This window comes from Bacillus sp. PPSBB_2 (genome assembly GCF_045291115.1).
GTDB lineage: Bacteria > Bacillota > Bacilli > Bacillales > Bacillaceae_G > Bacillus_A > Bacillus_A cereus.
The window spans coordinates 1,039,958-1,063,788 of record NZ_CP147983.1 but is presented as its reverse complement, the minus strand read 5'-3'; the positions used below and the strand labels follow the sequence as shown (position 1 = coordinate 1,063,788).

Below are 23,831 nucleotides of genomic sequence, written 5' to 3'. Positions count from 1 at the left end.
CCCTTTTCACGAAACCAAGTACCTACACGTGAAAAAGTAGAAACGTGAGGAACGAAATATAAACCACAAGATACACGAAATGAAGGATATTGATGCAAAAAACGTGTTAATTTGCGTAAAGAGTCAATTTGAAATACAGTTTTCAAGAAAAAGCATTTCAGTAAGGCTTTTCTACAGATTGGTGGGCGACCTGTCACAGGCGGAACGCCTTCAATAGTTAAACTGTCTACGTATGCAAATAAAATCTGTAAAATGGATTGATTTTCATCAAATTTGGTTATCATACTAGTAAATCCGTCCTTTCTGGAGATAGTTTCGGTTACTATCATTTTTCCAGGAAAACGGATTTTTTTATGCATTCATTTTTGGATATTTATGAGTTTTGCAACACCCTCTCATTATGTTTTTGTAAATTCATCTTAGTTTTTACTGAATAAGTTACTTTGTTTTTTAATCGAAAACAACTGAGTGTATGTTTTTCATATGACTCAACCGCTTTCGTTATTATCACTTTACACCTCAAGTGATTAAAAAGCAAGAGGTTTATCTCAAATTCGAGATATTTTTATTGCATAACATTTTGGACTGGAGAATGGTGAATTTCTATATGGGATAGCGTCATAAAAATGTGGCTTTACAACGCTAAGCCTATTTTTATAAACTTTTTCTTACGTTTTCATGTATCCATTTCCGCATCAGCTGTAACTCCTCACTTGAAGCAGTTTCCTTTCCATATATAACTTTCTCATAAATTGGAATTATATCACTACTCTTATGAATACGGGAAAACCATTGTTGAACCGTCTCTTGTAACCTTCTCTTTTCAAACTTCGATAATATTAGCTCCCATTTTATTAGCATTGCTCTTACCTCTTCCGCTGGCAGTATTAAACTATCTCGGTCTTCTTGTTCTGCATCTTCCACCTTTCTCATTCCCTTTACAAAAATAAAAAGAGAGACGATTTACGCCTTCTCTATATAAACTATACTTTATAAAAAATTAATATTACTAATCACCTGCACTTTATATTTAAAAAGTATTCATTTTATTGTATAATTTGATTTCATAATACACCTAGGAGGTTTACGTATGTCAAGACGTTATGAAGAACTAGATTCATTACGAGGTTTAGCTGCGTTAATAGTCGTTATACATCACTGTTTACTAACATTTATAGTATTTTTTGCAGCTTATAACCATGAGTCCATCAATTCCTTGATTGTTCGATTCTTAAGTAACTCACCCTTACACATTATGTGGGCTGGGAGCGAATCTGTAATACTATTCTTTATACTAAGTGGTTTTGTTTTATCTTTACCATTTCTAAACAACAAGACTACTACATATCAAAACTATTTAGTTAAAAGATTTTGTAGAATTTATTTACCTTATATAATTACTATGCTTTTATCTGTTTCATTGTTTAATTTAATAAAAGTTGATAATCCAATTCCTCATCTAAGCGACTGGTTCAACGGGATGTGGTCAAGCCCTCTAACCTTCAAAACTGCATTATCACATTTGTTAATGTTAGGGTTTGATACACATAATATCAATACCGTTACGTGGAGCTTGGTGCATGAAATGAGAATCTCTATTTTCTTCCCTCTCGTAATAATTCCTATTTTAAAATTCGATTGGAAAAAATCATTGATGATAGGTTTATTAACAACTTATTCTTTATGGTTCATTTTTATAATGGCGTCACTTGTAATTAAAGTAGAAGACGTATCCTTTCTTTTAAAATCAATTGGAGATACTTTTTACTACTGTTCTTTTTTTGTTATTGGTGCCATCTTTGCCAAGTACAAAGATTCGATAAAAGTTTTTTATAACCGACAAAGTTCAATTTCTAAAGTAATCATCGTTATCCTTGCAGTTTTAATGTATTCTATTGAATGGATCGTCCCTGAACTAGGGGCACTCAAAAATAGTGGCGGGATTTATTACATTTCCTTACGAACATTCATTAATTTATGTGTTGCTATTGCTATTTTAATATTATTTATGTTTGCTTTGAACGCTGTAAAATTACAAAACACATTAAAAAATGCAAAACTAGTTTACCTAGGGAAGATATCTTATAGTTTGTACCTAATTCATCCTATCGTTCTCTTATCTTCTATTTATCTATTAAAAGAATTTTTTCCTATAACAGCTATTGTAATTTCAGTTCCTTTTATTTCAATTGGCCTTGCAAGCATTATGTACAAATTCATTGAAGAACCTTCAATTTCTTTAGGAAAAAAACTCTCTAATAAACCACAAAATCACTTTAAGAAAATCGCATAGATCATAAATTTTGGAGCGAAATATATTTCGCTTTTTTTTAACGTTTAACTTTTTTACATTTTTTTATATTTTTTTATAGAATTTATTTGTATAATAGTTTTTTAGATACATAGATACAAAAATATTCAAATCGGGTGATGATATACATGCATTCATTAAGTAGTGATAATATTTCTGTCAATAATGAGATTCTTAAAAGTAACAGATTTTCTATTAACAATAAAACGATATATGCGTTCTTTCTATTTTGTCTCATCTTAGATTTTGGTGGTGCATTTGGCATAAGATACTCCGCTTTGTCCTTAGTCACTTTTTATGTATTAATAAAAATGGCACAAGGCCAAATTTTAATTCCAAAGAACTTCCTAATTACTGAAGGCTTCCTATTTTTAATATTGCCATTATTGATTGTTTCATATTCTGCCATTGTCTATGATATTCCATTAGTCAATAGTCTAGGAGAAATAACTTCATTTGCAATTTGGATTATATATTTGATTTTAATTAATCTTGAATCCAAGGATGAATTGATAAAACCCTTCAAGAAAACTGGATTTATCTGTTCTTTAATTGTTATTTTTACATTCATATTAATTTATTGTCTAATATTATTAGGTCGACTTGACATCGTTCTAAATTTACAAACTATGGCTAATGATTTTCGTATCGGGTTTATAGGATTAACACCAACACCAGGAGGTCTATCTTATACAAATTATCCTAATGTGTATTATCGCTGGACAATGATATTAATTCCTATTAGCTTATTATTTTTAAAAGATAAGAAAATAAAGTTTTTACTTATTATGACATCAATATTTCTAATAACATCAACAGGAGTGATTTTATTTGCCTTACTAGGTCTAGCATTTTATCTGTTGATTAATGGTATTATCAAAAAACAATTTGTTAATAGTTTCGTAATTTTATTCCTTGGTTTTCTTTTTTTACTGTTATTTTCAATGATAATAGATATCAGTAATGTTACGGACAAATTATCATCTGATTCATTTTCAACTTCTATTAAACTCGGGCATATTGAATCTGCACTTACTGAAATTTTCAGAACTCCAACTACATTTCTTTTTGGTATGGGTCTAGGTTCTACTTTCTATACCGTCGGGATCAATGAGTTTACAAGTGCTATAGAGGTGAGTCACCTTAATTTAATTAGACAATTTGGTATACTGTATTTTATTCTTTTCTGTTCCTATATTTTTGTGGTTTCTGTTAAATTAATGAAAACTGATGATCTTGGAAGAATGCTTGGAATCAGTTTGATTTCATTTTTTATAGCAGCAGGAACAAATCCATTGTTGCTTTCTCCGATTTTTATTCTATATCTAGTCATTTGTAGAACATACCTAACATTAGATTCTAAGGAACACATAAAACAACTATAATTTTAAAAAAAGACGAGTGAAACAACTTCTCTTTTTTACAGGCTGTGGAGAAAGTCTTCTCCACAGCCTGTTTTTGTGTCTGAACCTCTTTTTATGTGTCAACACTGATAAAAAAGAGGAAAAGGAGAGATTTTTTATGATGGGTGCTTTAAAAAATCATCGTGATGAACGTGTATCTGTTTCTGTAGAAGAGTTGGTTCTACAAGATCATTTCCTTCTTGCGATTGAAGCGACAATTAGTTTTGATTTTATAGAATGGAGTGATTACAATGGCTAGTTTTAGAAAACGTAAAGACAGATGGAAATATCGAATTAGATACAAAGATATGGGAAAATAAAAAGAACCCTCTAAAGGTAGATTTAAAACAAAAAGGAAGCTCAATTAGCTGCTGTTAAAGTAGAAGAAAAATTGCAACCAGGTGGGCAATATGAAGGATATTAAAACAACATTCAACGAATACCTTTACGAATGGTTAAATACCTACAAAAAAGATAATGTAGCTCCCAAAACTTATATGGTCTACCAGAAAAACATTAGACTTCATATTTTATCTGTGTTCGGAGAATTAAGGTTAAAAGATTTAATCAGGATTAAATCTCAAAAATTTATTAATGATTTAATGGAAAAGTACAGTAAAAAACAGTAGAAACAATTAATGTCACAATGCATCATGCTTTAGATATAGCTGTCAACAAACTTGGGATTTTAGAAAAAATCCTAATCCAACATTAAATTAAGAACGACAAGTGTAACCTCAAAGGATGATAAAATAAAATATTATGACATAGACGAATTACAACAATTCTTAAATTATGTTCTTTTAAAAAAAGGATTCGAATACTACTCCCTATTTATGTCTCTCTCTCGAACAGGATTACGTATCGTGGAACGTTTAGTCCTCCAGTGGGAAGATATAGATTTTGAGGAACAGAAGCTATTCATTAATAAAACATTAATCAATACCAAAAGAAGTGAAAAAATTTTATTCGATCCACCTAAAAATAAAAGTAGCAAACGAACACCTTCTTTAGCCTCCCTTTACTATATCTCTTTAAAAAAAAATGAGGATAGAGCAAAATAAACAAGTTCTAAAGAATGGAAAATACTATAAAGATTACAATTTCGTGTTTACACATGAAGATAATTCCTGCATGCTACACCCAGCAAGCCTAAAGTTTCTTTTAGAAGCTAGCAAGAAAGGTAATTTTAAATATATTACCTTGCACAGATTTAGACATACAACATACACATGCTGTCCACTTATTACAAAGTGGGGCAAGTATCAGAACGTTTAGGACATCCCTCCATAGACATGACAGCGAAGCGCTTATCTCTTCACATTAATAAATCTATGGAGGAAAATGCCATAAACCAATATGACGAGTTTTTAAAATCTCTTGGGCAAATTGTGAGCAAGCATTTTTAGAAGTTCACTAAAATCACTTATCACCATATGTTTGGAACGACGGCTTATAAAACGAACGATTATCAAGAGCAAAGACACGCTCAGTGTATTCGCCTGGTTTTGTGCGTCCTAATGCGCGGTCCATCATGTTCATTTTTGCATCTAAGTTATCGATGTAGTGCAGAATTTCTGCTTCTTTTACTAATGGTGGTTTTGGGCTACCCCATTCTGCTTTTCCGTGATGAGAAAGGACGATGTGTTGAAGAATTAATACTTCTTCTGCATCGATTTGCAATTCGTCTGCCGCTTTACCAATTTCGTTCACCATAATAGAAATGTGGCCTAGTAAATTTCCTTCTAACGTATACGTTGTAGAAATTGGGCCAGATAGTTCGATTACTTTACCAAGGTCATGTAAAATAACGCCTGCATATAGTAAGTCTTTATCTAACGATGGGTATAGATTTGAGATAGCTTTCGCTAAATCAAGCATTGATACGACGTGATAAGCTAGTCCAGATACGAACTCGTGATGGTTCTTTGTCGCTGCTGGATAGTCTAAAAATTCGTTTTGATGCTTATTTAATAAATGTCTTGTTAGACGTTGAATGTTCGGGTTTCTCATTTCAAATATGTATTGCGTAATTTTCTCAACCATATCTTCTTTTTTCACTGGTGCTTTTTCTACGAAGTCTGAGATGTCTGTTACTTCATTTTCATTCGCAACACGGATTTGTTTCACACGTAATTGAATACGTCCTTTGTAGTTTAAAATATCTCCAGCTACTTTCACGATTGTTTCCGCTACATATTGTTTCTCAACTTCTGGTGATACGTCCCATAACTTCGCTTCAATATCTCCACTTGGATCTTGTAAGATTACTGTTAAAAATGGCTTTCCATTGCTTGCGATACCTTTTGTCGCTGTTTTAATTAACAAGAAAATATCGACTTGTTCACCAACTTCATACTCTGCAATTTTCTTTTTCATTCGAATTCCTCCACCAAATCAGTTACTTTTAGTATAGCACACTACAACTCATTTTCTTTACGCATATGTGTTAATTTTATAATCTGTTTTTCTGTAAAATACGCGAGTAAATGCGCATGACATGTAAAGAATATGACTTGTCTATCCTTTGCAATTTCCTTTATAAGTTCAATCGTTCGATTCGTCCTTACCGCGTCAAAGTGCACGAAACTATCATCAATAATAAATGGATAATCATGCTCAAATGTTTTTGCTAGTGCAAATCTCAGCGATAAATATAACTGCTCCGCTGTCGCTTGGCTTAGTTCATGACTGTAAAAACGCATACCATCGTTACGCTCTACAATAAACGGCTCTGACTCTGACGGTGAAAAGATTTTACTATATCGTCCGCCTGTTAAATAGACGAAATACTCTTCTGACTTTTGTAAAATACGAGGAAGATGTACTTCATGATAATATTGCTTCGTTTTCGTTAACACCGTTTTTGCGGCCGCATAAGCAGCCCACTTCTTCACTTGTTCACGCACTTGCGCTTTTTTCATTTCCCATTCATGCATTAAATCACCGTACGTACTACCTTCTTCTAAATTCGCAATTTCCATACGATGTTTCGCAATACGCTCTGTCAGTTCTTTCTCTTGCGCCAGACAGTTTTGTACGACTGTCAGTTCTTGCTTTAATTTTCCGTCATAACCGTCAGCTTCGTAATGTTCAGCTAATGATAAACTCGTTAAACGCTGTTCTAACAGATCAATTTGCGGTAATAAACGCCCCACTTGTTTCTCTGCATCTTCACGTTTTTCCGCTAGTTTACCCGCTTCTAAAAACATCTCTTCATCTGTAGACGCTGCAATATGCCATAAACCATCTCGTTCTATTAGTAATTGCTTTAATTGTTCTTGCATAAACTCATATTCTTCTTGCCATTCCGCCAGTTTTTCTTTTAACTGCTTACAAGTTTGGCGCTTCTCTTTCTCATTTTGCATACGGCTTTGTGCCTCGTGTAGCTTACTATACTCCGCACTACCGATAACAGTTTCTAGTTTATGTTCAAATTGCGAAATCATTTCATATAATGAAGATTTTCGCGTGCCTTGTTTCTCTAATTCACGATATAATTGCTGCATTTTTTCAATACGCTCAAACGCCGGCAATATGTGTGCATACGTATAAAATTCAGGAAACATATAGCGCGTTTTATATGCATCGACTTGTTCTCCCGCCTGGAACGTTTCTCTCTCCCATTCCTCATACGATGAAACGACTTTATCATACGCTCGCTCCAACTGCTGTAACTTATAAGACTCACGCTCAAATAATTTACGTATCTCTTCATCTTTTTCTAACTGATAGCGTACAGACATCGCTTCTTCACTTTGTCTCCCGCCGGCACTTTGCTGAAGTGTAAGGAGCTCTTCTTGTAATCCATTTGATGGATCTTTATATAAAACAAGAGCGAGAACAATTCCTACAAAAACAATGACACTAATAAATAAGAGCGCTCGGTTATCTATAAATAAGCTTGTGAATAAAACGCCTGTGTTAATAAGAAGTAACAGAAGACAAACTCTTTGCCACTGCTTTTTCTTTTGCTTAGCTGCTCCTGCTTTCTCTTCATACTTGCGCTTCATTCTCTCTGCGCCCATACCGATAAACGCCGCATCTTGGAACGATTTCTCTTTCTCAACTAACACATTTCTCTCTTCATCCACTAACATTTGTTTCTTAATCTGTCTTATATTTTCTTCTTGTTCTTCTAATTGCTCTTGCGCTACTTTAAAACGATCATCGAGCTGTGCTTTTTGCGTTTCTAATTCGCGCGCCTTTTGCACTGTTTGCGTAATTAACTCTTTCGTTGCCAAACTCATATCAAATGAAAGAACTGTTTCCTTTTCAAAAGTAGCACCAATTTGTTGTTCTAGTTCTGCCAGTTCTTCTTTTATATTCGTAATATTCCCGCTCATATCACGCATTTCTTGGCGTGCATTTTCGTAAGACATATGCTGCATACGAAGTTCTTCTACATAACTTTCTTTTTGTAAAAACTCTTCATCTATTTGAATCGAGGCAATTTCCGATTGCACTGTCTGGATTTTCTTGTGGAGCGAATCAACTTGTAACTGAAGCGGCTCCATTTTCGCCTTCATTGCTTCATAACGCGCCATTCCGTTTACAGGAAACTGCCCGCTCTCGTTCTCTAACACTTTCTCATGCGCACGTTTTTCAATAACGAGTGGCTCAAGCGCTACTAATATTTCATAATCTTGCTTTCGTTTTTCTGCACTCTCTTTTTCCCCGCGAACAGAAGCAAGCTTCTCTTCACTTTCTTTTAACTGCTCTACTTGTTTTTCATACGTGCCAATTTTTCCTTGCCACTCTTTCATCTTCTCTTCAAGTTTCTTCATCTCTTGCAATGACACGTTAATTTCTGGTTTACGCCCGCTCGGCTTGAAGCGCTGGTCCATTTCTTTTTCTAGCTTTTTATCTAACTGCAATAGCGCATCACTTCCGACTGCACTTGCCGAAAATAAATAATTGCCAATATCCGCTTCGCCTAGCTGATGAATATTTTGAAGACCATGCATATCAAATGAAAAGACAGATTCAAATAAACTTTCATTCATCCCGCTTAATATATCGTTTAAAATTTCTTCTCCGCCCGTTTTCCCGTCTTCAAAATAAACGGTCACCTCGCCAGCTGCCGTCTTTGGCAATCGCTCAATTTTCAAACGACCGTACTGCCCTGTTTGCACAGTCATCGCGCCGCCATACTTCCCGCCTTCTTTCGGCTCATAACGGCGCTGTCCTCTCGTCGGAAAACCGAATAAAATACTTTTCATAAATGAGCGAATTGTCGATTTCCCCGCTTCATTTTCACCATATAACACCGTCAGCAAGGAAAGATCCATTTCCACATTTTCTAATTTTCCGTACCCATAAATATGGAGTTTTTCAATTCTCATTTTTTATCCCTCTCTTGCTGGAATAATTGCTCTAAAATAATATTTTCTGCTTCCTTTTGAATCTCTTTCTTCTCTTCTTCTGTAAAAGATTCAATACTATTACGCGCTACAGGAGATGTCCAAATAGTGCGCAATACTCCGTCCATATTGCTGAAAGCTTCTAACTCCTTTAGCACACTACCTACGAAATGATTTTCCGCTTTCAAACGTTCGATTTCCGCAAAAGAAACCGTCTCATTTTTCCACTTCATCGCATATACAAAATCTTTTCGCTCTTCGCCAGATGCTAAAATGTGAAAAATCTCTTCCACGCGCTTTTCGTCACGCAAATAAGGTGAAAGTGGACCTTGTCCTGTGAATACGACAGTTAATAGCGTACCTTCCTCTTCTCTTCGGCATTCATTCATCGCAGTAGATAGGCTCGTCATAAGTTCATCAACAGTTTCAAGTCTATCAATACAAACTTCGATTTCATCCCATACAACATCTGCCGTATGGAAAAATGAACACTGCGTTCCTTGTTTCGTAAGTTCAATAAGGTACGCACCCTTCTCGCCTGTTTCCTTACGATGACGACCTTGTATGTTCCCTGGATAAATAATGCATGGTTCTTCTGATAAAATTTCACGTTTATGTATATGGCCAAGAGCCCAATAATCAAACTGTTTTTCTTTCAACTCACGAATTTGAAACGGTGCATAGCGATTATGCTCTGCATCTCCTTCCACACTTCCGTGAAGCATGCCAATATGAAAAGGCGCATCACTCATTTTCGTATACTGCGCTGTCATATTATCCGTTACCGCTTGCTGCAAATAACTAAAACCATAAATAGAAGCTAATAGCTCACCATTTTTATAAAATGATTTCTCTTCTACATAAGGCTCAGTAAATACATGAACATTTTCCGGAAACTCAATTGCTGCCCAGCTTCCTCCTAAATGATCATGGTTACCGTGAATAATAAAAACAGGGATATCGTACTGCGAAAGTCTCTTCATTTGCTCACGCACAAACACTTGCGCCCTCAAACTTCTCGTCTCCGCATCATACAAATCCCCAGCTAGTAATACGAAATCAACGCGCTCTTGAATTGCTTTATCAACAATACACTCAAATGATTCAAACGTACTTTGCTTCATTCTCTCCCAAACAGACTGCGCAACATTCATCTCCATCCCTTTAAACGGACTATCCAAATGCAAATCAGCCGCATGTATAAACTTTACTTGTTTCACAAATAACGATCCTTCCTATCTTTCAAAAGTTTCATTTTATCAAAATTAAAATCGCTGAAAACTAATAATCATCGAGAATAAAAATATTCTCGATGATTAAAGTTTCATTCTATTTTACCACGCAATGTCATATATTTCTTTGCATATTGCAGCGTTTTATGTCAAAATAATTATAAGATTCTGATTTTAATTATTGGAGGGAATTTTCATGGGAGTATACGTTCTAACAGTCTTTGAAAAAGATGGTTCAAAAGCATTAGACGAATCATTCGAGGCGGCAACTGAAAAAGAAGCAAAAGCAAAAGGTGAATCTATCTTACAAGAAAAAGGATTGTATGAAAAAACACATCGCTGTACATCTACTGCAGGTAAGCTCGTTTTATTCCAGCGCTAAAAAAAGAAGCGTCATCCGCTTCTTTTTCACTCTACTATATCTTCGTCACACCACGTAAACACCACATCTAGAATGCGATTACCGATACGTACGCGTTTATTCCATTTACCTGTTTGGATCTGATGTTGCAATTCAGCTTTCATCTTTTCCGTCCAGTCGTGAATCGTTTCACTACCGTCGTACGGATATACGCTCGGAAACTCTTTCTGCAGTAGATGCAAGCTCTCTGCATCAAAATGAAAATGGAAGAAGTAGTTTGCTGTAAGCGATGGTTCTTGCAATCGTAAAAAATGATCATCAATTTGCTTTCTATTTCGATAGAAAGTAAAGATATTCACTTTACCGCTAGTAATTTGGTCAATTTGAATTTCGTGCTTCTCTATAATCACGTCTTGTCCACCTCGTTGTATACTATCTTTAGTATATATGTCTTTTGCAACAAAGTTAACCATTTTCGCGCGAAATTCATTTCCTTCATTAATAATTCCTGTACCTCCATATGCAATCAGAATAAATAAAAACAAAGTTGAAGGGGAGCGATCACATGTATTTCGGAAGCAAAGGTTGGTATGTAAAAGAACTTAAAAAATTAGGTATCCGTACTTATGAAGGTAAAAAACTAGAATCTTATCGTACGCATGTGTTATCTAGTTTACTTGAGAGAATGAAGAGAGCTTCGGCTTAATAGAATAGCAAGAAGTAAACCTGAAAAAGTGAGACTAATAAAAACACCTCCTAAATTCGCATACTAAGTATGCAAATTAAATGGAGGTGTTTTTATTAGTCTCACTTTTTCAGGGGCGCTTCAGTTTTCATAAAATATTTTTTGTTTCCGCTGAAACGGATAAGTTTTAATCTCAGTTGCATCTAAATTTTCATGGAATAAATGAATAGCTATAATTTGTCTACAATCGTAAGTATGGTAATAATATGTTCCAGACTCCATACACATTGCACTTGTATAGATCGTATTATCTAATATACCGTCTTCTGTTATTACTGCCCCCTTAGGAACCTCACAGTTTGATAAAATATGAAAAATAGCCGATATCCCCTCTTCTTCGTTCTCTATACTTTGAATGTTTTGTTTGCCATATGCTGCCCGTACAAATCTTGATGGCGGAGTGAAATCTCCAGGAAGCCCCATCGTTCCTGAACCTTGGCCAAAAGCACTTAATGGTACATCTCCCCACTTCGTTGGCGCAAATGGCTGCGATTTAAGACCAATATATTGTCTTAAATTTTGTAAATGCCAATTAAACTCGGGACTATTAGTCATCACTCCTATTGGATTGTCATACACTTTTATTCCATCAGCTGTCGGCTCAAGTACAATACACGCTCCCGATTTATCTGCTAAAATCCAATGTAGCGGTGGCGTAATTCCTAAAACTGGTAATGGCACATCTATAAAGGCAATGTTATCAATAGATTTTCTTACCTCTTCAACAGAATTGAACTGCGTGAGGCTCCAAGTCACAAAATCAAATGGCGCTACATTCGTTTTATTGCTATCTATATGATTACTATAAGTAGCGAATCCTGGGAAATAGAGAGTTGCACATGTCATACCAGTTTCATTTACTCCGTCCGCCATCATGACCCTTCCTCCAAAATTAATTCCCATTCCGACAACAGCCTTTTTCGCTCGGATCGTTTCACCAGTTATATTGTTCCACTGATAACGCCGAGGAATGATTATTACTTCTTGATTCATATCTAATGTGAAATCCATTGTTCTCCCAAAAAGATGCTGGAAATTTTTTGTTTGTAACGTCAAACTAGTACACATGAAGAAATCCCCCCCATTTCATAGTTATATACACATTTTATAAAATTCTGATAAATACGTAAATTAAAAACCCTATTTATCACTAACAAAATAACCACCCAAACTAAAAATGCTATAATAAACCCAATGAAACTAAGGGGGCAAATTACTTTGCTTGGAACATGCATTCAATTTCATAAGTTTGGCAATCCAAAAGACGTATTACAAGTTGAATATAAAAATATAGAACCACTGAAAGATAATGAAGTTTTCGTTCGTATGCTAGTTAGACCGATTAATCCATCTGACTTAATTCCAATAACCGGAGCGTACGCACATAGAATCCCTTTACCTAACATACCTGGTTATGAAGGTGTTGGTATTGTAGAAGATGTAGGAGCTTTTGTTTCTAGAGACCTTATCGGTAAACGTGTGTTACCGTTACGCGGGGAAGGTACTTGGCAAGAATATGTGAAGACATCAGCTGATTTTGTAGTCCCTATTCCCGATTCTATTGATGATGTTACCGCGGCACAAATGTATATTAATCCCCTTACGGCTTGGGTTACATGTACGGAAACGCTAAACTTACAACGGAATGATGTTTTGTTAGTGAATGCTTGTGGATCCGCTATCGGGCATCTTTTTGCGCAGTTATCGCAAATTTTAAATTTCCAACTCATTGCCGTGACAAGAAATAGTAAACATACAGACGAATTACTTCAGCTTGGCGCTCATCATGTAATTGATACTTCGACTGCCCCGCTTTATGAAACCGTTATGACATTAACGAACGGGCTCGGCGCGGATGCTGCAATTGATTCTATCGGGGGACCGGATGGAAATGAATTAGCTTTCTCCTTACGTCCCAATGGGCACTTTTTAACTATAGGACTTCTGTCAGGAATACAAGTAAACTGGGCAGAGATTGTCACGAAAGCAAAAGTGCACGCGAACATATTTCATTTACGACATTGGAATAAAGAAGTGTCACCTTATAAATGGCAAGACACGTTTCGTCATTTAATTCGCTTAGTAGAAAATGAGCAATTACGTTTTATGAAAGTCCATTCTACGTATGAATTAGCGGATGTGAAAGCGGCAGTTGATGTTGTACAGTCCGCTGAGAAAACGAAAGGGAAAGTTTTTTTAACGAATTATTAAATTGAGTACATTCAACTATCAATCCATTTAGTAGCATAGAATTTTCAGTAGCTTATGTAATTTAATTAAAAAAGCGAAAGGAGACTCTAACATGTGGTTACTCAAAGCAATTGCGCCTGTTTTAATAGTCGGGGGAATTGTAGTCTATGTAATTGGAAGGCTTAAACATAAATATGACAACGGCACATTAGGTAAGAAAAAATCAAAAGAGGCTCAACTGTTATTAGACAGTTTAATACCTATAGGAATGCTTGTTGGCTGTATGATCGGTTTGATTTTCGGTATATTTTTCCCGAACTTCGCCCTGCTTTCAGTTAGTTTAGGAGCTGGAATAGGCTATTTATTTGGATATTTCGCCTATGAATTTTACAGCAAGACAGGAAACAATTTTTCCTAATCCAAAAGGAATAAGCGGGACAGTACATAGTAATCATATGAAATATGTAACTGTCCTTTATTTTTGCATCAATGTTATCACCTTACCTTTCGCCTACTATACACCTCTTTTATTGATTTTTCTCTCCTCCCCTTTTTGCATATCCGCTTTTTTATTTTCATTGGATCTATATCCAAAGTAAAGTAGCGCACATGTAATAATAGAACCTACAATGTATCCTAAAAAACATCCTAACCAAAACATAGTGTAACCGCCTCCATTCATAATAAATTTTATGTAATATAACTCTTTACATACTCCATCGTTTATTTCTATTAACTATACACTTTCTAAAATTATTCATACCACTAATTCTCTTCGTACCTCAAATAGCAATTTTATTATTTGTCATAAAGTTAACACCTTCTTCAAATACAAAAAATTCCATTTACTTGCTTTTTCTCAAGAAATAATATACTACATTTGAAATAAGCGAGCGAGTACGTCGGCTCTTCTCTATTTTAACTTTAGTCATGAACAAAAGAAAAATAAAAAACCCCCTCAAAGCATAAACTTCAAGGGGTGAGCCTGTTTTTTATTTACTTATATACGTACAGCTGTACCACTTACAGCAACCATTAACATTCCATCACGAACTACTTCGTAATCTACGTCAACACCAACGATAGCGTTCGCACCTTTTTGTTTTGCAAGTTCTTTCATTTCGTCCATTGCGATATCACGAGCTTCTTTTAGCTTACTTTCGTAAGAACCAGCACGACCACCGACAACATCACGAACAGAAGCGAATAAATCGCGGACAATATTTGCACCCATAATAGCTTCACCATTTACAATATCGATATACTCAATAATTTCTTTACCTTGAATTCCAGACGTTGTTGTTACAATCATGACTGACACTCTCCTAATAAGTTGTAGTTTTTTAATTCGCTTTCTTATGTCTTTATTATGACACAGAAAAAATATCTAATCTATTGAATTACCTTACAGGAATGTGACAGTTTTGTAAGAATGAAACGCGCATTATGTTTCATTCTAATAAAGCGCTTTAACATTAGGATACATAAACGACTCTTTATTTTCTTTCCAGTCCTTTTCTACTTCTTTGAAAGTTGGTCGTCCTAATTTTTCATTGTTTTCATGTTTACGAAACCATTTCTTCACATACTGGTCTCCATTTTTATTTTGAACTGTACAAAGGAAACTATTACTGCTATCCTTTAATATTTTTACAATCACGAAAAGGCACCTCTTCCCTTTTAAATAACAGAATAGAACTTGATCTTTTACTATAAGCCCTTCCTCTCTTATAGTCATACGACTCCTCGGCCGCGCCAAAGTTGTAAGATCAAAAAATGATATTCACTTTGTTTACATTTTATTTAAAGAAATCAGAGTTATAGGCATTATGCTTATCAAATATTTTATAGATTTCTAACTTATCATCTAATTTTGCATCTACTAAAATTAATATATTGCCATCGTAAATATATTCTTCATACTTTTTAGCATGTTCTTCTGGAATTCCTAACCCTATAAATGCTCCTATTAAACTTCCAGCTCCTCCGCCAATACCGCCTCCTCCAATAGCTGCTGCGATCGGTCCTGCTGCTACGATTGGACCCATTCCAGAAACGGCAAGTATACCAAGACCTGTTAATAAACCACCGAGTCCGCCTGCTACTCCTCCTGCCACAAGCCCTGTTGCTGAAAAGATATCTGCTTTATGTGCAGTTTCATGATTTACTTTTTCACCCGATTTTTCTTCAAGGTGTTCAATTTCCTTCTGATCTTTTGCAATAGCTGAAATGTTATCTGCTGAGTATCCTTTATCATTTAATTCATTAATAACGAGTGCCGCATCATCAATTGTTCTAAAAACACCTACTATTTTTCTATCTACATTCATAACTATTAACCTCCTAAAGTTTTATATAATATATTTTTATTTTTCTTCATTTCTGTATACACTAATTTTCTTATTAACATAACCATTTATGAAAAAAGCGAATAGTAAAAGCACTACAAGTGAACTACTTAACAAGTAAATTAAATCAAATGTAATATTAATCATCATTTCATTCATGTATACCAGGCTCCTTTTTATTTTTGATAGACTAATCTACTAAACATAGACATCTTACAATTCATCTTCAGTCAATCTCTTTGTAGTATATGTATACCCTTCCTAACCTTTTCTAAACGTAAAAAACTATAATTATATTTTTTCTTATTTATATGTTTAACATTTTTTAAAACGGGTATGTTTATATTGTTATGCTTACTATATGGAAAGGAATATTACGATGAACGCCATTCACTCTACTACTATTTCTTATAATGAAACACCTACAATAACTCAAATTCATCATTTTTATGCTTTAATGACAACATTTCAAACGAATGTATTTATAAGTAAACACGGAACACTTACTTCTATTAAAAACTTAAGCACTCTAGTATCCTTTTTCCTTACTGTAAAAAAGAGAGATCTTGTATTATTTATTTTTGAAGGAATAGATGCAAAAAGAGCTTTAAGAACACTCTTCCCTTCTTAAAAGTTTTGTTATCCCCTATTCCCTCGATTGTTACTTTTCATATATAGTTTTATATTTCAAAATGATTTCCTCTATTAAAAAAGAACCCCCTAATACAATAGGGGGATTTCTAGTTTAGCCTTATGAAAACTGATATAATATATATTACGTTTTTCATTCTTTAGAGGGTGTTGCAAAACTCATAAATATCCAAAAATGAATGCATAAAGAAACCCGTTTTCCTGGAAGAATGATAGTATCCTAAAACTATCTCCAGAAAGGACGGATTTACTAGTATGATAACCAATTTTGATCAAAATCAATCCATTTTACAAATTTTATTTGCCTACGTAGACAGTTTAACCATTGGAGGCGTTCCGCCTATGACAGGCCGCCCACCCATCTGTAGAAAAGCTTTACTCAAATGTTTTTTTATAAAAACGGTATTCCAGATCAATTCATTACGTAAGTTAACTCGTTTTTTACATCAATATCCTTCATTTCGTGTATCTTGTGGCCTTTCGCTTGTTCCTCATATATCTACTTTTTCACGTGTAGGCACTTGGTTTCGCAACGAAGAAATTCCGTTGCTTCATAAACAAATTCTTCAAGAAAAGAATTTAGGGTTAATTCCGTGCGTTTTAATTGATAGTACAGCCTTACGGAGTAGTTTATATGATTCTCAAGCGAAATGGGGAAAATCTACTCGCTATGGTTGGTATAAGGGATATAAAACTCATGTCTGTTCTACACCAGAAGGTGTTATATTGTCGTATGCATTTACAACCGCAAATGTACATGATAGTAAAATAGCTCCTGCATTGCTTCGGGATATACAAAACCAAAATGTGTTATTTTCCGTTGCAGATGCCGCTTATGATAGTCAGCACATTCATGAAATTGCCGGAGCATGTGATATCTTTGCGATTAATCCAATTAACCCGCGTAATAGCGGACCAATCAAAAGTACACATCGTCGTGTAGTGTCTCATTTTCTACAAACTACCTTTGGCAAACAGTTGATGAAAGAGCGTGGAAAAATTGAACAACAGTTTAGTCATCTCAAAGATAAAGGGCTGGAACAGCCACGTTGGTATGGTCAAAATCGCTATCTATTGCATGTTCAGCTAGTTTTTCTGATTCATAACATTGCATATTTATTTTAGTTTTGCAACACCCTCCATTCTTTAAAATAGAAAAGTTTTAATAACCTTGAAGGTAGGAATTTTTAATGAACTCGAAAGCAAAATTTAGTATTCGCTACAAAATTATGGCTGGTTATTTAGTTATCATTTTGTTCTTACTTGTTTCTTTCATTATGTTGAACAATGAGATTTCTAATTTACAAAAATCTCGTAATTTTATTATTGATCACGATTTTAAAGTTCTCAATTTAACAAATCAAGTGGAGAAAGATTTACTAACAATTGAAAATAAAGCGAAAGGGTTTATCATTTCTAATAATCCAAATTACGTACAATCTCTTAATTCTGCGGAAAAGGATTACGAAAAGCATTATCAAGATCTTTTCTCATTATTAGAGGATAACCCATCTCAGCAAGAAAAATTAAAACAGATTAACGAAAATATTATTAGTTGGATAAATAAAGAGATTCACCCACTCATTGCAAATAATAATAGTAATAATGTACAAACAATCGACACGACTCAAATTCAGTCATTACAGTCACAGGTAACTAACTTCCGTAGCACTGAGGAGCAATTAACGAAAAAAAGAGCAGCACAATTAGATACTGAAAATAATAAATTAGAGATTTGGTTATACAGTTTATTGTTCTTACTTTCTTGTATTTCTATTATCATTTCACTCTATATTTCGAATTCCATTACAAAAACGATTAAAAATGTAATTCAAGTTATTAAATCCATTTCTTCTAAAGAAAAAATCACGGAAAGAATTCATGTAAACACACGTGATGAAATAAAAGATCTTGCTCATACAACGAATCACCTACTAGACGAAATATCGAAAAGAGAGTGGTTACAAACGGAGCTTGCAGAATTAATTTTAATGTATCAAGGTGTATCTTCTATTGAGATGTTAGGTAAAAAAATTCTTAGTGGAATTATACAAAAAACGCAAACTTCTTGCGGTGCATTTTATGTACGTGAAGAATATGAAGAAACTGTCTACTATGTGAAAAAAGCTTCTTTCGCCGATCAAGGTGCTGATATTGGGAAACAATCCATTCAAATGGGTGAAGGTTTCATTGGACAGTCTGCCTTAGAAAAGAAAAGTTTTATTCTCAGGGATATACCCGAAGAGTTTCGTTATGTCACTAGCGGAGTATTAGAAATACGTCCTAAAAATTTACTAGTCATCCCTATCTTATTTGAGGATGAAGTGATCGCAGTAATGGAGTTAGTAAGTGTAACTGAGATTTCAGATTTACATCAAGATTTAATTCAACAAACCGTTGATAATCTAGGTTTAACAATCCATAGCATTATGGGACGTATGCGAATTCAAACTCTTTTACATGAATCACAAGCAATGACAGAAGAGTTACAAGTTCAATCAGAAGAATTGCAAACGCAAGCGGAAGAACTACAAATGCAAGCAGAAGAATTACGAACAACGAATGAACAATTAGAGTCTAGAACTGAAGAGGCTGAGCAGAAGACAGCTGACTTACAAATTACCAAATCAGAATTAGAAGAAAAAGCAAGCGAGTTGTTACGCAGCTCAAAATACAAATCTGAGTTCCTAGCAAATATGTCACATGAATTACGCACACCGTTAAATAGTATTTTACTATTATCTGAAATGTTAAGAGAAAATCATGATAACAATTTATCCGACGATGAAATTGAATTAGCAACTGTCATTCATTCATCAGGGAAAGACTTACTTACTTTAATTAATGACATACTAGATTTATCTAAAGTAGAAGCAGGCAAACTAGACATCATTTTTGAGGCAACGAACATAAGTGACATGGCAGCCAATATGCATCAAAACTTTTTACATATAGCTGCACAAAAAAATGTCGAATTTACTATTGAGGACAGTGATACGATTCCTGATCTGTTTTATACAGATGCAAAACGGATTGAGCAAATTATTAAAAACTTATTATCCAATGCATTTAAATTCACAGAAAAAGGATCCGTTTCTTTACATTTTGATTCGATAGAAACAACCAATTTGAGTCATGATATGCAGTCTATAAGTAAAGATTGGATTACAATTTCAGTAAAAGATACTGGTATTGGTATCGCTAAAGAACAGCATCAACTTATTTTCGAAGCCTTTCAACAGGCAGATGGAGCAACGATTCGAAAGTATGGTGGTACAGGATTAGGTTTATCTATTTGTAAAGAGTTTGCGAGATTATTAGGTGGTTGGATTACGTTAGAGAGTAATGTAGGAGAAGGTAGTACTTTCACGGTATATATTCCTAACCTTCCAAATGGATTACATGATATACAGTTATCCAATTTAGAAGTCGCAGCAACGATAGAAGATGTTATTCCTGCTGAAGTTGTTGAAGAAACTATCGTTACTCCAGAAACAAATAACGTCTTCCAAGAGAAAACAATTTTAATTGTCGATGATGATCATCGAAATATATTTGCGTTACAAAATGCATTAAAAAAACAAAATGCCAACATTATTACTGCCCAAAACGGCATAGAGTGTTTAGAAATACTACAAAGCAATACAAATATTGACCTTATTTTAATGGATATTATGATGCCTAATATGGACGGTTATGAAACGATGGAAAATATCCGAATGAACTTAGGGTTAAATGAAATACCTATTATCGCATTAACTGCTAAAGCAATGCCAAATGATAAGGAAAAATGTTTATCTGCTGGCGCTTCAGATTATATAAGTAAACCATTAAATCTACATCAACTCTATTCGGTAATGAGTGTATGGTTAATAAAATAAGTGAGGTTTAGTTGGAGTGGAAAATAAGTATTATAATTTTGATCCATCAGTAGATACGGATGAGCGCACGAACTTAGAAATTGAATTACTATTGGAAGCGGTATTTAAACTATCAGGATTTGATTTTCGCCAATATGCTCGCACATCTATTTATAGAAGGATTTGTAATCGAATGCAGCTCTCTAATATCCCAACCATTTCAAAATTAATTGAAAAAGTAATTCACGAGGAAGGTGTTTTAGAACAGTTATTAAATGATTTCTCAATTAATGTAACTGAGATGTTCCGTAACCCTGCCTTTTTTAAAGCGCTTAGAGAGCATGTTATTCCTGAATTAAAAAAGCATCCCGAAATTAGAATTTGGCATGCTGGATGCGCAACTGGTGAAGAAGTATTATCAATGTCCATCTTACTTCACGAAGAAGGATTAAGTGAAAAGTCGGTTATTTACGCAACAGATATGAATACAAATGTGTTAGAAAAAGCAAAACAAGGTATCCTCCCGTTAAATAAAATGCAAACTTATACGAAAAACTATTTACAAGCTGGCGGTACACAAGCGTTTTCTAACTATTATTCAACAGATAATCGTTTTGCTTATTTTAATCCATCACTTTTACAAAACATTATTTTTGCACAGCATAATTTAGTAACCGATCAATCTTTTAACGAGTTTCATATTATACTTTGTCGTAACGTTTTAATTTACTTTACAAGTAAACTTCAAAATCAAGTGCAGCAACTATTTTATGAAAGCTTAGGTCACAATGGTTTTCTATGTTTAGGGAATAAAGAAACTCTTCGTTTTTCAAATATAATGCCGCATTATACTCAATTTAATCCTAGCGAACAAATTTATCAAAAAATACAATAAAAAGCGTATGAAATCCTCTGTTTGGATTTCATACGCTTTTTATTTCGCATTCGTTTGTATCATAATGAGACACATATCATCTGATTGCGCTTTCTTTTGTTCTTCCTTGTAAAACCCTTCTATCTCGCCTTCTAAATCTCCCCATTTTCTTTCTGTAAAAGTACGTAATTTCTCTTCAGCCTCAAATTCATCATTTGCAATTGCTTCAAGAACACCATCTGTAAACAATAGTATTTGAGCGTTCTTCTCAAAAGGTATAACTGTCTTTTTAACTTTTATTTCATCAAAAAACCCTACCGCACAACTCCCGCGATCTAGTTCAACTACATTTGTTTCATCAACTAAAACATATCCAGAAGGATGCCCTGCATTTACATATTCAACTGTTCTATCTTCTGTATTAACAACTAAGTATATGGCCGTAAAATAATAGGGAATATTATCATTTTCATTATGTAAAAGGGTCATATATTTATTTAATTCTTTAATGAGGGTGTTGCAAAACTCATAAATATCCAAAAATGAATGCATAAAAAAATCCGTTTTCCTGGAAAAATGATAGTAACCGAAACTATCTCCAGAAAGGACGGATTTACTAGTATGATAACCAAATTTGATGAAAATCAATCCATTTTACAGATTTTATTTGCATACGTAGACAGTTTAACTATTGAAGGCGTTCCGCCTGTGACAGGTCGCCCACCAATCTGTAGAAAAGCCTTACTGAAATGCTTTTTCTTGAAAACTGTATTTCAAATTGACTCTTTACGCAAATTAACACGTTTTTTGCATCAATATCCTTCATTTCGTGTATCTTGTGGTTTATATTTCGTTCCTCACGTTTCTACTTTNTTGCCATGAATCCAATCAATCCTAGGAATGGTGAACAAAATAAGAGTACACATCGTCGTGTATTATCTCATTTTATACAAACTATCTTTGGTAAACAATTGATGAAAGAACGTAGGAAAATTGAACAACAGTTTAGTAAACTCAAAGATAAAGGGTTGGAACAGCCACGTTGGTATGGTCAAAATCGCTATCTATTGCATGTTCAGCTAGTTTTTCTGATTCATAACATTGCATGTTTATTTTAGTTTTGCAACACCCTCTTTAATAACAAGTTCTGGATCAATTAAACATTTAATCGTTTCACGTAATACAGACGAAATAAACATGCAAACTAATGAAGCAGATACACCATGTCCCATCACATCTAATAATATAATACCGTAGCGATTTTCATCGATTTTATACCAATAATACATATCTCCAGCTAGTTTAAATGAAGGTAAGTAACTTGCTTCAATTTTTATATGATCTTCTCGTAATGGGCTACTTAATAAGTTTCTTTGTACTTGCGTAGCTAAATCTAGTTCATTCCGAAGATTTTCTTCTTGTTCTTTATGCCAATTTAATTCCGATTTCAAGCGTAACGCTACACGCATACGTGCTAATAGTTCAACTTTATTTATAGGTTTCGTAATATAATCCATTGCCCCCATATCAAGAGCTTCGGCCAATTTATTTGCATCCTCTAAAGCTGTAACAAAAATAATAGGGATATCTTTAAACTTCTCCTCTTTTTGTAATCGCCTACAAACTTCAAGTCCATCAATTTCAGGCATCATAATATCTAATAATATTAAATCAATTTCATTATGCCTGGAAGAATCTTTTCCAAACTGTATGTATTCGAAGAGCTCTTGTGCAGAATTGAGCGATACAAGATCATGATATCCGGCTTGTTTTAAAATCTTCTCAATTACAAATATGTTAACCGGATTATCATCAACAATTAAAATGGACACAAGTTATTTCCCCTTTTCTTATTTAAAATGTAAATCTATTATTATTTTCTATTTTTCTAGTATTACATACTCAGTTACAAAATGAAAATTTCTTACTCAAACATATTTATACAACAAAAGAACAAACCCCCAGAAATAGGAATTTGTTCTTTCACTCTATAAATTTCTACTTTTAATTTAACACCATTGCTTTATCATTTAAAAGACGATCTAATTCTTCCATATGATTAGTTTCATCTGCAATCATATCTTCTAGCTTTACAACTAACTCTGTCATATTTAATTTCGCTGCCTGTTCTTTTCTCGTTTCATAACGCTTAATTGTTTCATATTCTGATTGTCTAGCGTATTCTAACATTTCTCTAACATCTTCTACTTGTTTCACTGATAAAGGGATCGTAGTAGGTGTACCACCTAGCGTCTTAATTTTCTCCGCTAAATATAGGGCATGTCCTTGTTCATCACTAATTTCAGATTCAAAGAAAGGCTTTAACACTTGTCTATATATACCAGAAACTGTAGCTGCATTATGGTTATACATAATGATTGCTGCGTATTCTCCTGCTAAATCTTCATTCAATCCTTCGATTAGTTCTTTCACATCGTGTGACATTTTCATATCTCCTCCTATACTTAATAAGTACCCCTTTTCTCATGTTTT

The 23,831-nt window shown here is 34.1% G+C and carries 24 protein-coding genes and 4 pseudogenes; 14 read left to right on the top strand and 14 right to left on the bottom strand.

Annotation, left to right across the window (positions count from 1 at the left end; all coding sequences use genetic code 11):
- Positions 1–284, bottom strand: a 284-nt coding sequence (locus V6946_RS05230; protein WP_406622057.1) for a transposase, incomplete at its 3' end; no start/stop codon positions are given.
- Positions 285–654: 370 nt separating this feature from the next.
- Positions 655–939, bottom strand: a pseudogene (locus V6946_RS05225) (hypothetical protein); the annotation flags it as partial.
- 151 nt (positions 940–1,090) lie between these two features.
- Between V6946_RS05225 and V6946_RS05220 the strand changes: the two are divergent.
- From V6946_RS05220 to V6946_RS05200, 5 genes are all read left to right on the top strand, one after another.
- Positions 1,091–2,293, top strand: a complete 1,203-nt coding sequence (locus tag V6946_RS05220; RefSeq protein WP_006924766.1) for an acyltransferase — start codon at positions 1,091–1,093, stop codon at positions 2,291–2,293.
- 146 nt (positions 2,294–2,439) lie between these two features.
- Positions 2,440–3,696, top strand: a complete 1,257-nt coding sequence (locus tag V6946_RS05215; protein ID WP_366981796.1) for a hypothetical protein — start codon at positions 2,440–2,442, stop codon at positions 3,694–3,696.
- Positions 3,697–3,832: 136 nt separating this feature from the next.
- A complete protein-coding gene (locus V6946_RS05210) occupies positions 3,833–3,973 on the top strand; it encodes a hypothetical protein (protein ID WP_006924757.1) in 141 nt (46 codons plus the stop codon).
- A 151-nt stretch (positions 3,974–4,124) separates the two neighbouring features.
- A complete protein-coding gene (locus V6946_RS05205) occupies positions 4,125–4,343 on the top strand; it encodes a hypothetical protein (protein WP_231392301.1) in 219 nt (72 codons plus the stop codon).
- Between the two features lie 81 nt (positions 4,344–4,424).
- A complete protein-coding gene (locus V6946_RS05200) occupies positions 4,425–4,778 on the top strand; it encodes a tyrosine-type recombinase/integrase (RefSeq protein WP_372584411.1) in 354 nt (117 codons plus the stop codon).
- Between the two features lie 358 nt (positions 4,779–5,136).
- Here the strand turns inward: V6946_RS05200 and yhaM are convergent, their stop codons facing one another.
- The 3 genes from yhaM to V6946_RS05185 are packed head-to-tail and all read right to left on the bottom strand — an operon-like array spanning position 5,137 to position 10,297.
- Positions 5,137–6,093, bottom strand: a complete 957-nt coding sequence (yhaM, locus tag V6946_RS05195) for a 3'-5' exoribonuclease YhaM (protein WP_006924753.1) — start codon at positions 6,091–6,093, stop codon at positions 5,137–5,139.
- A gap of 41 nt (positions 6,094–6,134) precedes the next feature.
- Positions 6,135–9,059 carry an AAA family ATPase gene (locus V6946_RS05190; RefSeq protein ID WP_006924752.1) on the bottom strand — a complete coding sequence of 975 codons (2,925 nt, stop codon included), beginning with the start codon at positions 9,057–9,059 and terminating at the stop codon, positions 6,135–6,137.
- Positions 9,056–10,297 (bottom strand): DNA repair exonuclease, encoded by a 1,242-nt coding sequence (locus V6946_RS05185; RefSeq protein WP_006924751.1) that lies wholly within the window; start codon positions 10,295–10,297, stop codon positions 9,056–9,058. Before V6946_RS05185 ends, V6946_RS05190 begins: the two co-directional genes overlap by 4 nt.
- Before the next feature lie 208 nt (positions 10,298–10,505).
- Between V6946_RS05185 and V6946_RS05180 the strand changes: the two genes are divergently transcribed.
- A complete protein-coding gene (locus tag V6946_RS05180) occupies positions 10,506–10,691 on the top strand; it encodes a YhzD family protein (protein ID WP_000539552.1) in 186 nt (61 codons plus the stop codon).
- Between the two features lie 26 nt (positions 10,692–10,717).
- On the opposite strand, the gene V6946_RS05175 is transcribed toward V6946_RS05180, so the two are convergent.
- The gene (locus tag V6946_RS05175; protein WP_000582785.1) at positions 10,718–11,080 is read right to left on the bottom strand and encodes a hypothetical protein; all 363 of its coding nucleotides are present in this window, start codon (positions 11,078–11,080) and stop codon (positions 10,718–10,720) included.
- 155 nt (positions 11,081–11,235) lie between these two features.
- Here V6946_RS05175 and V6946_RS05170 point away from each other — a divergent pair, with 155 nt between their 5' ends.
- Positions 11,236–11,376 carry a YflJ family protein gene (locus tag V6946_RS05170; RefSeq protein ID WP_000273537.1) on the top strand — a complete coding sequence of 47 codons (141 nt, stop codon included), beginning with the start codon at positions 11,236–11,238 and terminating at the stop codon, positions 11,374–11,376.
- Positions 11,377–11,496: 120 nt separating this feature from the next.
- Here the strand turns inward: V6946_RS05170 and bsh are convergent, their stop codons facing one another.
- The gene (bsh, locus tag V6946_RS05165; protein ID WP_033692676.1) at positions 11,497–12,483 is read right to left on the bottom strand and encodes a choloylglycine hydrolase; all 987 of its coding nucleotides are present in this window, start codon (positions 12,481–12,483) and stop codon (positions 11,497–11,499) included.
- A 150-nt stretch (positions 12,484–12,633) separates the two neighbouring features.
- On the opposite strand from bsh, the gene V6946_RS05160 reads away from it, so the two are divergent.
- Complete coding sequence (locus V6946_RS05160) at positions 12,634–13,626, top strand: zinc-dependent alcohol dehydrogenase family protein (RefSeq protein ID WP_366981797.1); 993 nt, start codon at positions 12,634–12,636, stop codon at positions 13,624–13,626.
- A 91-nt stretch (positions 13,627–13,717) separates the two neighbouring features.
- Positions 13,718–14,023, top strand: coding sequence for a hypothetical protein (locus tag V6946_RS05155; RefSeq protein WP_000266554.1), 306 nt, complete (start codon positions 13,718–13,720; stop codon positions 14,021–14,023).
- Positions 14,024–14,119: 96 nt separating this feature from the next.
- Here V6946_RS05155 and V6946_RS05150 read toward each other — a convergent pair whose 3' ends face one another.
- The 4 genes from V6946_RS05150 to V6946_RS05135 all read right to left on the bottom strand — a co-directional run bounded on the left by V6946_RS05150 (position 14,120) and on the right by V6946_RS05135 (position 15,935).
- Positions 14,120–14,266, bottom strand: a complete 147-nt coding sequence (locus V6946_RS05150) for a hypothetical protein (RefSeq protein ID WP_000498628.1) — start codon at positions 14,264–14,266, stop codon at positions 14,120–14,122.
- Between the two features lie 339 nt (positions 14,267–14,605).
- Positions 14,606–14,917: a heavy metal-binding domain-containing protein gene (locus V6946_RS05145; RefSeq protein WP_000637511.1), complete on the bottom strand. Its 312-nt coding sequence runs from the start codon at positions 14,915–14,917 to the stop codon at positions 14,606–14,608.
- Positions 14,918–15,061: 144 nt separating this feature from the next.
- Positions 15,062–15,265: a DUF4028 family protein gene (locus V6946_RS05140; RefSeq protein ID WP_002023439.1), complete on the bottom strand. Its 204-nt coding sequence runs from the start codon at positions 15,263–15,265 to the stop codon at positions 15,062–15,064.
- A gap of 139 nt (positions 15,266–15,404) precedes the next feature.
- The gene (locus tag V6946_RS05135) at positions 15,405–15,935 is read right to left on the bottom strand and encodes a general stress protein (RefSeq protein ID WP_006924733.1); all 531 of its coding nucleotides are present in this window, start codon (positions 15,933–15,935) and stop codon (positions 15,405–15,407) included.
- Between the two features lie 397 nt (positions 15,936–16,332).
- Between V6946_RS05135 and V6946_RS05130 the strand changes: the two genes are divergently transcribed.
- From V6946_RS05130 to V6946_RS05115, 4 genes are all read left to right on the top strand, one after another.
- Positions 16,333–16,584, top strand: a complete 252-nt coding sequence (locus V6946_RS05130; protein WP_000991357.1) for a hypothetical protein — start codon at positions 16,333–16,335, stop codon at positions 16,582–16,584.
- A 275-nt stretch (positions 16,585–16,859) separates the two neighbouring features.
- Positions 16,860–17,729, top strand: coding sequence for an ISNCY family transposase (locus V6946_RS05125; protein WP_023520903.1), 870 nt, complete (start codon positions 16,860–16,862; stop codon positions 17,727–17,729).
- Positions 17,730–17,794: 65 nt separating this feature from the next.
- The gene (locus V6946_RS05120) at positions 17,795–20,485 is read left to right on the top strand and encodes an ATP-binding protein (protein ID WP_001084959.1); all 2,691 of its coding nucleotides are present in this window, start codon (positions 17,795–17,797) and stop codon (positions 20,483–20,485) included.
- Between the two features lie 16 nt (positions 20,486–20,501).
- Positions 20,502–21,359 (top strand): protein-glutamate O-methyltransferase CheR, encoded by an 858-nt coding sequence (locus V6946_RS05115; protein WP_000429036.1) that lies wholly within the window; start codon positions 20,502–20,504, stop codon positions 21,357–21,359.
- A gap of 39 nt (positions 21,360–21,398) precedes the next feature.
- Here the strand turns inward: V6946_RS05115 and V6946_RS05110 are convergent.
- Positions 21,399–21,851: pseudogene (locus tag V6946_RS05110) on the bottom strand (PP2C family protein-serine/threonine phosphatase); the annotation flags it as partial.
- 108 nt (positions 21,852–21,959) lie between these two features.
- Here V6946_RS05110 and V6946_RS05105 point away from each other — a divergent pair.
- Positions 21,960–22,456: pseudogene (locus tag V6946_RS05105) on the top strand (transposase).
- A gap of 12 nt (positions 22,457–22,468) precedes the next feature.
- Here V6946_RS05105 and V6946_RS05100 read toward each other — a convergent pair.
- Positions 22,469–23,170: pseudogene (locus tag V6946_RS05100) on the bottom strand (response regulator); the annotation flags it as partial.
- 172 nt (positions 23,171–23,342) lie between these two features.
- A complete protein-coding gene (locus V6946_RS05095) occupies positions 23,343–23,783 on the bottom strand; it encodes a ferritin-like domain-containing protein (RefSeq protein ID WP_000017742.1) in 441 nt (146 codons plus the stop codon).
- Positions 23,784–23,831: the final 48 nt, after the last annotated feature.